The organism is Microbulbifer maximicatervae (SeqCode) (assembly GCF_052467305.1).
The window spans coordinates 4995452-5007025 of the sequence record NZ_CP174306.1 but is presented as its reverse complement, the minus strand read 5'-3'; the positions used below and the strand labels follow the sequence as shown (position 1 = coordinate 5007025).

8 protein-coding genes are annotated in these 11574 nt (G+C 51.4%); all 8 read right to left on the bottom strand.

Going from position 1 to position 11574, the window contains the following annotated elements:
* Positions 1–6: 6 nt before the first annotated feature.
* Positions 7–4455, bottom strand: a complete 4449-nt coding sequence (gene gltB / locus ACJJI4_RS21915) for a glutamate synthase large subunit (RefSeq protein WP_444926464.1) — start codon at positions 4453–4455, stop codon at positions 7–9.
* A gap of 344 nt (positions 4456–4799) precedes the next feature.
* Positions 4800–5885, bottom strand: a complete 1086-nt coding sequence (gene aroB, locus ACJJI4_RS21910; protein WP_444926463.1) for a 3-dehydroquinate synthase — start codon at positions 5883–5885, stop codon at positions 4800–4802.
* A gap of 67 nt (positions 5886–5952) precedes the next feature.
* Positions 5953–6474 (bottom strand): shikimate kinase AroK, encoded by a 522-nt coding sequence (aroK, locus tag ACJJI4_RS21905; protein ID WP_444928259.1) that lies wholly within the window; start codon positions 6472–6474, stop codon positions 5953–5955.
* Entirely contained in the window at positions 6474–8648 is a 2175-nt protein-coding gene (locus tag ACJJI4_RS21900) for a type IV pilus secretin PilQ (RefSeq protein ID WP_444926462.1), read from the bottom strand. The genes aroK and ACJJI4_RS21900 overlap by 1 nt, the downstream gene beginning before the upstream one ends.
* Positions 8648–9178, bottom strand: coding sequence for a pilus assembly protein PilP (locus tag ACJJI4_RS21895; RefSeq protein WP_444926461.1), 531 nt, complete (start codon positions 9176–9178; stop codon positions 8648–8650). Before ACJJI4_RS21895 ends, ACJJI4_RS21900 begins: the two co-directional genes overlap by 1 nt.
* Positions 9175–9795, bottom strand: coding sequence for a type IV pilus inner membrane component PilO (locus ACJJI4_RS21890; protein WP_444926460.1), 621 nt, complete (start codon positions 9793–9795; stop codon positions 9175–9177). Before ACJJI4_RS21890 ends, ACJJI4_RS21895 begins: the two co-directional genes overlap by 4 nt.
* A 15-nt stretch (positions 9796–9810) precedes the next feature.
* Positions 9811–10383 carry a PilN domain-containing protein gene (locus tag ACJJI4_RS21885; RefSeq protein WP_444926459.1) on the bottom strand — a complete coding sequence of 191 codons (573 nt, stop codon included), beginning with the start codon at positions 10381–10383 and terminating at the stop codon, positions 9811–9813.
* 1 nt (position 10384) lies between these two features.
* Positions 10385–11461, bottom strand: a complete 1077-nt coding sequence (locus ACJJI4_RS21880) for a pilus assembly protein PilM (protein WP_444926458.1) — start codon at positions 11459–11461, stop codon at positions 10385–10387.
* Positions 11462–11574: the final 113 nt, after the last annotated feature.

Below are 11574 nucleotides of genomic sequence, written 5' to 3'. Positions count from 1 at the left end.
CCGCCTTTATTCGCCGCGCTTGCGCACGTCGGAAAGAAGATCTGCAAGGCTCGCCGCCTTTGGTTTAACCAGCCAGAAACGGCTCAAGTAATCATCGAAGTTATCCAACAACTCGGCGCCCCAGGCGCTCTGGGTCTCCGCCGCATACTCCTCGATAACTTCGCGCAGGTGACTCTGGTGTGGCTCGAGAATTTCGCTGCTGATTCGGCGCAGCTCGATCAACTCATGGTTGCAGCGATCAAAGAAATCCCGCTCCATATCCAGGACATAGGCAAAGCCACCGGTCATACCGGCGCCGAAGTTAAATCCGGTGCGCCCGAGAACCGCGACCATACCCCCGGTCATATATTCACAGCAGTGATCTCCCGCCCCTTCCACGACCGCAAAGGCACCGGAGTTGCGCACGGCGAAGCGCTCACCGGCACAGCCCGCCGCAAATAACTTGCCGCCCGTGGCACCGTAGAGACAGGTATTGCCGACAATACTCGTTTCCTGGGAGGCGAATGAGCTGCCTTGCGGCGGTCGTATAACCAGCTTGCCGCCAGCCATACCTTTGCCCACATAGTCGTTGGCATCGCCATCCAGATACATATCCAAACCACCGGCATTCCACACACCGAATGACTGGCCGGCGACCCCTTTGAGGCGCAGTTTCACCGGAGCTTCAACCATACCCTGGTTACCGTAGCGCTTGGCGATCTCACCAGACAGGCGCGCACCTAAGGATCGGTCACAGTTGGTCACGTCGTAGCTGAACTCGCCACCTTTAAAGCCTTCGATGGTAGGCAGGATATCCGCCACCATCCGCTCCGCCAGTTCGCCCTTATCCCACGGATCATTGGTCGCGGACTGACAGGTTTGCGGCTTGCTTTCCAACAGCTCATCCGTATGCAACAGAGGCGCGAGATCCAGCTTCTTCTGTTTGTCAGTTTCGCCATCCAGTACGCGCAGCAAATCCACACGCCCCACCAACTCTTCCAGGCTGCGTACCCCGAGCTTGGCCATCCACTCGCGGGTCTCCTCGGCGACAAAACGGAAGAAGTTCATCGCCATTTCTGCGGTGCCGATATAGTGCTCGTCACGCAGGTCCTTCTTCTGGGTGGCGATACCGGTGGCACAGTTATTCAAGTGACAGATCCGCAGATACTTACAGCCGATCGCCACCATGGGTGCCGTACCAAAGCCGAAGCTCTCAGCGCCGAGAATTGCCGCCTTGATCACATCGAGGCCGGTTTTCAGGCCGCCATCGGTTTGTACCCGAACCTTGCCGCGCAAATCATTGGCACGCAGGGTCTGGTGGGTTTCCGCCAATCCCAGCTCCCAGGGCGACCCGGCATAGCGAATCGAGGTGATTGGGCTGGCTGCTGTGCCGCCGTCGTAGCCGGAGATGGTGATCAAATCCGCATAGGCTTTGGCAACACCCGCAGCAATGGTGCCAACCCCGGGCCGCGATACCAGTTTTACCGAGACCAAGGCATCGGGATTGACCTGTTTGAGGTCGTAGATCAGCTGCGCCAAGTCTTCGATGGAATAGATATCGTGATGCGGCGGCGGGGAAATCAGGGTCACACCGGGCACCGAATAGCGCAGCCGCGCGATCAATTCGTTGACCTTGCCACCGGGCAGCTGACCGCCTTCACCGGGCTTGGCGCCCTGGGCTACCTTAATTTGCAATACCTCGGCATTTACCAGGTAGTGCGGTGTTACGCCAAAACGACCGGAGGCAATTTGCTTAATCTTGGAGACTTTATCAGTGCCAAAACGGGCTGGATCTTCACCGCCCTCGCCACTGTTTGAACGCCCACCCAGGCGATTCATCGCTTGGGCCAGGGATTCATGGGCTTCGGGGGACAGGGCCCCCAGTGACATGGCCGCCGTATCAAAGCGACGCAAAATCTGCTCTGCTGGCTCCACGTCTTCCAGAGCTACCGGTTCGATGTTCTCCTTGAAGTCCAGCATATCCCGCAATGTCGCCATCGGGCGCTGGTTAACCAGCTCCGCGTAGTCCCGCCACGCGGCATAGTCACCGGTGCTGGCAGCGCGCCGCAGGGTAGTCACCACATCCGGGTTAAAAGCGTGATACTCCTGGCCGTAAACAAACTTGTGCAAACCGCCGGGGGAAACCGGTTTGCGGGCTTTCCAGGCAATATCGGCACGGGCCGCCATATCGGCTTGCAGCTCGGGGAAGCCGGCACCTTCGATGCGAGTGGGTGCTCCGGGGAAACACAGATCCACCACATCCCTGGAAATGCCCACCAGCTCGAACAGCAGTGCGCCGCGATAAGAGGCAACGGTGGAAATGCCCATCTTGGACAGGATCTTTAACAGGCCCTTGATAATGCCGTTACGGTAATTTTTCTGCGCCTCAGCGGCATCCAGCAGCAATTCACCGGTATCGATCAGGTGATTGATAATGCTGTAGGAAAAATACGGGTGTACTGCGGTGGCACCGACGCCGACCAAACAGGCCAACTGATGTGCATCTCGGGCGCTGGCAGTATCCACCACAACATTGGAATCACAGCGCAAGCCCGCATGTACCAGGTGGTGGTGCACCGCGCCTGTCGCCAGCAGTGCATCGATGGGCAGGTGCCCCTCGCGAATATCGCGATCGGACAGCACTACAATCACAGCCCCCGCCCGCACTGAGGCCTCAACTTTGGCGCAGAGCTGTTCAATCGCCGACTTGAGGTCCTGTTCAGCGGGGTCGTAGTTCAGGTCGAAGATCTCCGCTTCGAAGCCCGGGCGATCAAGGGATAAGAGTGCCGTGTACTTCATATGGGAAAGTACTGGCGAAGACAGGATCACCCGATCCGCGTGCTCGGGGGTTTCCTCAAATACGGATTTCTCTCGACCCAGGCAGGTCTCCAGAGACATCACCACGGTTTCCCGCAGGGGGTCAATTGGCGGGTTCGTTACCTGGGCAAACTGCTGGCGGAAGTAGTCGTAGAGCGAGCGGTTGTAGCGGGACAAAACCGCCATCGGCGTATCATCGCCCATTGAACCGACCGCTTCCTGGCCCGCTTCAGCCATGGGCCGGACGACTTTATCGCGCTCTTCCAGGGAGGAGCTGAACAGCTTTTGGTAGACCTTGAATTGCTGGTGGGAGAAGTTGTTGTCCACCGGCGCGGTAACCAAAGTAGAGCGGATACGGCGTGCTTTATCCTTGAGCCAACGCTTATAGGGCTGTGCCCGCTTGAGCATATTATCGATGTCAGCGGTGTGGTAGAGCTTGCCCTCTTGGGTGTCTACCGACAGCATCTGCCCCGGTCCAAGGCGGCCCTTAGCCACAACATCTTCAGGGGCATAGTCGTACACGCCAACTTCAGATGCCACGGTGATCAGGTCATCCTTGGTAATCACCCAGCGCGAGGGGCGCAAGCCGTTGCGGTCCAGGGTACACACTGCGTAGCGGCCGTCGGTCATCACCAATCCAGCCGGCCCATCCCAGGGCTCCATATGCATGGAGATATATTCGTAAAAGGCGCGCAGGTCCGCATCCATTCCTTCAACATTTTGCCAGGCCGGCGGCACTAGCATGCGCACGGCCCGGTGCAGCTCCATGCCGCCCGCCAACAGCATCTCCAGCATGTTGTCCAGGCTGGAGGAGTCGGAACCCTCACGGTTAACCAGGGGCACCAGCTCATTCAGCTCTGGAATCAGGTCAGTGGCAAATTTACTGGTGCGAGCAACAGACCAGTTACGGTTGCCGGTAATAGTGTTGATCTCACCATTGTGCGCCAGCAAGCGGAATGGCTGAGCCAGGGGCCAGCGGGGCATGGTGTTGGTAGAGAAGCGCTGGTGGAAAACACAGATCGCGGTTTCCAGGCGCGGGTCGGCCAGTTCTGGGAAAAACTTGGGCAGATCAGCCGGAATCATCAGGCCTTTGTAGGAGAGGACACTGGTTGAAAGGCTGGCAATATAGACTTCGCTACTTAAGCGCAACTCGGCTTTGCGACGGGCCACATAGAGACGGGCATTGAATTTCGCCTCGCCGAGGGGCTCGTCTGCATTGTTGATCAGCAACTGCTCAAAGTGTGGCAGGCAATCCCGGGCAATAGGGCCCAGGCATTCCGGGTTGGTCGGTACGGTGCGCCAGCCGACGGTCTTTAGGCCCTGAGCTTGCAACTCAGTTTCGAGAATTTTGCGGGCTTTATCGGCTTCGGCTTGATCCAGTGGGAGCATGATTGATCCCACTGCGTAGGTTGCTGTCAGCTCAGCACCAAACAGGGTCTTGGCTTCTGCGCGAAGGAAAGCATCCGGCTTTTGCAGCAAAAGACCGCAACCATCACCGGTTTTACCATCGGCGGCAATACCACCCCGGTGGGTCATGCAAGTGAGGGATTCAATGGCCGTCTGCACTAACTTGTGACTTGCCACACCGTGCAAATGAGCGATCAGACCAAAACCGCAGTTGTCCTTAAACTCATCCAACTGATACAGACTGCTACCCATAGAATTCCTCGTCGCTATCGATTGGGGGACCACTGGCGCTTAAAAAAAAAGAAGTGCCTGTTATGGGCGAATGTCACTTTAAGCTTCGCGCTACGCTCTCCTGCGGTCCCTTGGAAAAAGATCCCGAGATAAAAAAAGCCCTCTGCTGGGGCTTTTTTTGTTGTTATTGGCGGTTTTTTGCCCCGCCTTTCCTTTCGGGGGGGCGCAATATTACTTGTCCAACACTACATTTTCAACTTTTAACAGTGTATTAGTCTGTCAAATCAAACAAAACCAAACTTATCTTCTAGCAACTAACCTTTCTGGTACTCAGTCCTATTATTTAGACAATAAGAGCAGGGTTATCACTCGGCACCACAGTTTTTCAGTGCATTTATAATCATTTTTCTGGGGGTATCATCGACAATAATTGCTTCTCCCAGTGCCTTTAGCAGCACCAAACGCAATTTTCCGTCCAGCACCTTCTTATCCACCTGCATTACTTGGAGGAATTCATCGGTTGTCATGCCCTGCGGTGCCTGCTGCGGCAAATCAGCCGCCTCTAGTATCGCTCGCAACCGTTCCACCAGCTCTGCATCGATATCTCCGCGCAACCTGGATAACTCCAGCGCCATAACCATTCCGGCGGCAACGGCCTCACCATGTAACCAACTGCCATACCCCTGCACTGCCTCAATAGCGTGGCCGAAGGTATGGCCAAGATTCAGTATCGCCCTACGACCACTCTCGCGCTCATCACTGGCAACAACATTCGCCTTGTCGGCGCAGCAGCGCTCAATAGCGTAAGCCAGTGCATCGGGCTCCCGAGTTAATAACTTTTGTAAATTCTCTTCGATCCAATCGAAGAATGGGCTGTCACAGATCAATCCGTATTTAATGACCTCGGCGAGGCCTGCGGAAAATTCACGTGCAGGCAATGTGGCAAGGGTTTCGGTATCCGCAAGGACAAGACGGGGCTGGTGGAAGGCGCCAATCATATTTTTACCAAGGGGATGGTTAACGCCGGTCTTTCCCCCAACAGAGGAGTCAACCAAAGACAGCAGGGTAGTCGGTACCTGAATAAAGTTAACCCCGCGCTGATAACAGGCTGCAGCAAAACCGCACATATCTCCAACGACACCACCGCCCAACGCGATTAGTGTCGTAGTGCGGTTGTGACGCTTTTCCAGCAGCACATCAAAAATTCGATTCACTGTGTCGAGTGATTTAAAAGCTTCACCATCGGGAAGCTCGACAACATCCACTTTATCGAGCCCTTTTAGCCCTTCCAATAATGTCGCCAAATAAAGAGGAGCAATAGTTTCATTGGTAACAATGCAAACTTGCCGGCCTTTAATGTAAGGGAGGATATATTGCGGGTCACCGAGCAAACCTGAACCAATAATTATCGGATAACTACGCTCGCCGAGTTCTACGTTAAGGCTTTGCATACTGCTCTCAATCCCCTAGTGCTTATCTCAACAGAAGTGAGACGCACTTTAGCACAGACGCTTGGGACTAATCGGACAGCAGGCTGCCTAAGTGTTCTGCGACCAGGAGGGATGCTTGCTTGGGGGAGAGGTCATTGGTGTCGCAAATAATATCTGCAACCTCACGATACAGAGGCTCGCGTTCCTGCAAAATTTCCGCAATACGCTGACGGGGGTTGGGTACACGAAGCAATGGGCGATTGGTATTCTTAGAAGTGCGCTCCAAGAGCTGATCGATATTGGCCTGCAAATAAATTACATGGCCATATTTTTGTAGCTGCCGCCGATTCTCCTCGAGCAAAACTATTCCGCCACCGGTACCGATAACCTGGCACTCACCCTGGCAGAGCTCTTCCAATATTTCACTCTCACGACGGCGAAATCCCGCTTCGCCTTCCACATCAAAAATCCAGGGAATATCCGCACCAGTGCGCTCTTCGAGCACTTTGTCGGTATCGGCAAAAGGCAGCTGCAATTGCGCTGCCAACAACCTGCCGATCGTAGACTTGCCGGCCCCCATGGGGCCGACCAGGAAAATAGAGCGGGTGATCACTTAGAGTAGAAAGCCTCATCTTCAAGAATACGCGGTGTGATAAACATCAGGATCTCACGTTTATCGTCCGTGCGTATAGTCTTTTTGAACAAGTTGCCTAGATAGGGAATATCGCCAAGTAATGGAACCTTAGTTACACCCTCAACGACGTTACTCTCAAACACCCCACCTAGCACGATCGTCTCGCCATTTCGAACCAATACCTTGGTTTCCAATGTATTAACATTGATCGAAGGCACTTGCCCACCACCTACAGTAACATACTCACCAACACTATTTTGTTCGAGGTTTAAGCTCATAATAATATTGTTGTCGGGAGTAATCTGAGGAATTACATTGAGTTCCAATACTGCCTCACGGAATGTAATAGCAGCAGCACCGGAAGAGGTTGTCTCTAAATAGGGGATCTCAATACCTGACTGAATAACAGCTTCCTGCTTATCACCCGTAACAACTTTTGGCTGTGAAACAACTTCAGCTACACCGACCTCTTCAAGAGCTGATAATTCCAGGCTCAAATAAAAGTCATCTTTTAAAATAGCGTAAGCAATACTCCCTGCGGGGTTAGCCACCCCAAGATCCACCAAGAGAGGATCAAAATCACCAGTCAGGCTACCAAGCGCAGTGCCATCATCTAGGGCTAAACTACCAGAACCTACGCCAGTGGCATTGTCAGAAAGCTCAGCGCTTCCTACATAATCCCACTGAACCCCTAATTCTTTTTGAAAATCACTGTTGGCAGTAACAATCCGAGCCTCGATCATCACCTGGCGAATAGGAACATCGATAACCTCTATCAGCTCTCGGAACTGAGCAATCTTGCTCTCCGTATCAGTGAGGATGATTGTGTTCGTTCGCTCATCAACAATGGCTCTACCTCGAGAGGAAAGGATACTCATCTGCTGATTGCTACTACCCTCACTACCCCCATTGCCCCCAGCTATACCGTCGGCCCCACCTTGACCTGAGAACAAGTTAAAAATCTCGCCAGCATCCGCGTATCGCACACTTATAAACTCTGTAAGCAAAGGGGCGAGGTCCTCTAGCTGTTTGCGAGTTTCAAGTTCTTGGCGCTCCCGCTCAGCTATTTCTGCCGCCGGTGCCACCATGATAACGCTGCCTTCCTGACGTTTATCTAGCCCCTTCGCTTTAAGGATTAGAGCCAACGCCTGATCCCATGGTACACCGTCAAGGCGCAGAGTTATTCTGCCCTGCACTGTATCACTAGCAACCAAATTAAGATCGGTAAAATCGGCGATAACCTGCAGGACGGAACGGACCTCAATATCTTGGAAGTTGAGGGACAACTTCTTCCCATTGAACTGAAATTCCTTCTCCTTCTCACGAATCTCTTGTGCAGATAAAGGCTTAATACTCAATACATACTCTGTATCAGCTTGATAGGCCAAGTAATCATATTCAGTATCATTGGGATCAACTGCAATTACCGTGTTGCGCCCATCATAGTCCACAGTAATATTATTTACTGGGGTGGCGAAATCAGTAACATCTAGTCGCTGACGCAATGACTCAGGTAAGTCCGCGCCTAAAAATGTTAGATAAATTTTACCGTTAGTCCGTTCAACATCGATATTAACCGCGGGATCAGTAAGGCTAACAATAACCTTGCCTTCTCCTTCCTCCCCTCGGCGAAAATCCACATTATTTACTGCAATACTTTCTGAGCGCTGAAACTGCTTTTCGCCGCCGAGGTTTAAGCCACTATCATGTTCGACTGTATTTTGCAGTGGACGATTACGTTCAGAAGACTCTGCACCAATTACCACCACCAACTGATTACCTTGCCGTTCACTCGAATAAGTCGGGAGTTGGTCAAGATTTACTATAAGGCGGGTGCGATCTTCACTGGAGACAACCACTGCACTTCTGGCCGCACCAATACCTAAAGAATATTTTTTTTGTGGGAGAGTGCTCTCTACACCCGCAAAATCCAAAACAATTCGAGCGGGCTGCTCTATCGTGTAACCTGTGGGTTCTGGAGGCACATCATTAAAAGTTAAGCGCAGCTGAACTCGACTACCCGGTAACTCCGCAAACTGTATATCATTAAGCTTGTTTACCTGGGCATTAGAAGCTATTGGAAACAGCAATAAACCAAGTAGCAGCAACTGAACCCGAGCCATTAAATAGGCAAACCGTTTTCCGTTCATTATCCGTTGTCCCTCTCTTCCAATGCCAGCGCCCGCGGCCGCTCAATCCAGCCTCCGGTGCCATCAGGTATAATCTCAAGAATATCTAATTGGGTGCTTGTTGCATTTACAACGCGACCGTGGTTCTTACCCAGGTAATTGCCCACAGTAATCCGGTGAATTCCACCAGTTCCATCATTAATCAGTGCCCATATTTGACCCTCACGGGCTAAACTGCCAACCATCGATAAGAGGTCAATATTAACCCCTTCCAATAATTCACGCTGACGCGTCAAGTCCGGAGCAATATCTAATTTGCGCCCTACTATTCGCTTTTCAGACTCCAATACCGGGCGAGTAAAGGGACTACGCCTTGCCGCAGCAGCATAAACATAGGGACTATAAGGTGTAAAAGTGGGGATAGGCTCTATCTGCCCCTTAGGCTTGCGTTCAATTGCTGCCATTCTCTCTCGCAAATCACTATGGTCGGCATTTAGACTACAACCAGAAACAAAGAATAGGGCAAGAAGTATAGGTAGGTATTTTATCATCCCTCTTCACCTTGCCCCTTGTATCGGTAAGTTTTTGCATTAATGATCATATTAAGAAGCCCTCCATCGCCGCGCTCAGTAGAGACATCAAAGTCATGCAGGGTAACAATTCTGGGCATTCCTGCTATACCGCTAACAAAAGCTCCGAACTCGTGATAACTTCCTTGAACTTCTATTCTTATAGGCAACTCTACATAAAATTCGCCTACTCGCTCTTGCTCCAACTCAACTTTGTTAATTGTAAGGCCACTACCACTACCAAACTCGTCAATATCTTCAAGCAAGCCTGGAACCTCTGTATCTTTCGGCAGTTGTTTTAGTAAAGCACCGAAGGTTTCTTCCATCTCAAACAGTTGGGCCCTATAAGCCTCAAGATTTGCAGCCTCAAATTGCTTTTTCTCAAACTGACTAAAGAGGTCTGACTCTTTATTTACGGAGAATTCAAACTTGCTATAAATATCTTTAATCAGAAAGTAATAACCAGCACCGATTACCAGTGCCGCACTAAGTACTAAAACAGCAATTCGCCCCGATAGAGGCCAAACACCTATCCGGGTAAAATCAATATCATTGAAGTCAATTTCATTAAGCTGTTTTATAGTATCTGCCAGTGCCATTACTGAAGTCCTTTACTATTTTGCGCTATCTTGATCATCTTCTTTCTTGCGCCCACTGACCTTCACCGTAAGTTGGAACTCACTCGCCTGATCGCCGTATTGCGGGGTTGCGGTTACACCTGTTAATTGGGGGGCCTCGTACCAATCTGAATGGTCTAAATTTCGCATAAAAGAAGAAACGCGATTATTGGATTCAGCCACGCCAAGTAAGTCTAATCGATCACCTTCTCTTTTTAGCTCACTAAGCCATAGCCCCTCGGGGGTTGCTCGCACTATCTCATCAAAGTAACGCACTGCGAGAGGTCGATTACCTTGCAACTCCTGAATTACCCGCATTCGATCAATCAATTCCTGGCGGCGCTTCTTCAGGTCTTTTATTTCTCTTACCTGAACATTAAGAGCGTTAATACGGGTTTGCAGGATCTGGTTTCTTTCATTTTGTCGAACAACCTGTTGATCAACCGTTTTCATCCACAGAAATACCGCCATTGCAGCCGCAATAAAAACCAGCAATGCCAATTGCTGGAATTCTTTTTGCTTTTGAGCGCGGTACTCCTGACGCCAGGGAAGAAGGTTAATTTTTGCCATGTCAGTAGTCCTTCTCCCTCATAGCCAAACCTGTGGCAATCATCAGGGATGGAGCTTCACTCGCCAAAGCTAGTTGGTTGACTCTTGACGAAACACTCATCCGCAAAAATGGATTAGCAATTAAAGTGGGTCTGCCCAACTTTTCGCTAATCAAATCACCGACTCCCTCCATAGCGGCAACACCGCCACCGAGCAGGATAAAATCTACATCACTAAAGGATGTGGAAGAGTAAAAGAATTGCAGGGAACGGGTTACCTGTTGCACGACTGCATCACGGAAGGGCTCCAACACTTCAGCAAAATAGTCATCCGGCAGCCCGCTCCCTCCCTGACGTTTCGCTAAAGTAGCCTCCTCCGCGGAGAGACCGTAGCGACGCTGGATCTCATCGGTGAGCTGCCGCCCACCAAAAAGCTGCTCTCGGGTATACACGGTCTTACCGTCCACAAGGACAGATAAAGCACTCATTGTCGCCCCAACATCAATAACGGCTACAACTAGCTGCTCCTGGGGAGGAAGTTGGTCTTCCAATAGAGAGTAAGTTCTCTCTATTGCGTACGCTTCAACATCAACAACACCGGGCTCAAGGTCCGCCTCTCCCAAGGCGGAGATTCGCTGTTCAATATTCTCTGTACGACAAGCTGCAAGTAGAACCTCCACTTGCCCCTCCCCCTTCTCAGAAGGCCCCTGTACTTCAAAGTCCAGGCTAACCTCCTCTAGCGGATAAGGAATATATTGGCCAGCCTCAAATGCAATTTGAGCCTCAAGGGCCTCATCATTGAGATCTGCCGGCATTTCAAGGGTCTTGGTGATCACCGCCGACCCAGACACAGCGACAGCCGCTTGGCGCAGGCGAGTTTTGGAGCGTCGTACAACTTTGCGAATAGCCTCAGCCGTCGCCCCCACATCATTGATATTCTTATCAACTACGGCATTGGGTGGGAGAGGTTCCACGGCGTAACTTTCGACACGATATTTGTCGCCGTTGCGACTTAGCTCCAGCAACTTGACCGCAGTAGAGCTAATATCGAGTCCCAACATGGCCTTGGGGCCTTTGCTCAGAAAAGGGAAAATTCCCATTTTTTCTTATCTTTTCCGTGGGTTATGAGGGTTTGATGTTATAGCACTTTAAATTAACGCTTCAACCTGCATTTGCATAGGTAATAGCGCACAATATTCGTATAATTATTCAC

Bases quoted from the DNA above. Each gene is read 5' to 3' on its own strand.
- ACJJI4_RS21885 (WP_444926459.1), bottom strand. From the start codon at position 10,383: ATGGCAAAAATTAACCTTCTTCCCTGGCGTCAGGAGTACCGCGCTCAA.
- ACJJI4_RS21900 (WP_444926462.1), bottom strand. From the start codon at position 8,648: ATGAACGGAAAACGGTTTGCCTATTTAATGGCTCGGGTTCAGTTGCTG.
- aroB (WP_444926463.1), bottom strand. From the start codon at position 5,885: ATGCAAAGCCTTAACGTAGAACTCGGCGAGCGTAGTTATCCGATAATT.
- gltB (WP_444926464.1), bottom strand. From the start codon at position 4,455: ATGGGTAGCAGTCTGTATCAGTTGGATGAGTTTAAGGACAACTGCGGT.
- ACJJI4_RS21890 (WP_444926460.1), bottom strand. From the start codon at position 9,795: ATGGCACTGGCAGATACTATAAAACAGCTTAATGAAATTGACTTCAAT.
- ACJJI4_RS21880 (WP_444926458.1), bottom strand. From the start codon at position 11,461: ATGGGAATTTTCCCTTTTCTGAGCAAAGGCCCCAAGGCCATGTTGGGA.
- ACJJI4_RS21895 (WP_444926461.1), bottom strand. From the start codon at position 9,178: ATGATAAAATACCTACCTATACTTCTTGCCCTATTCTTTGTTTCTGGT.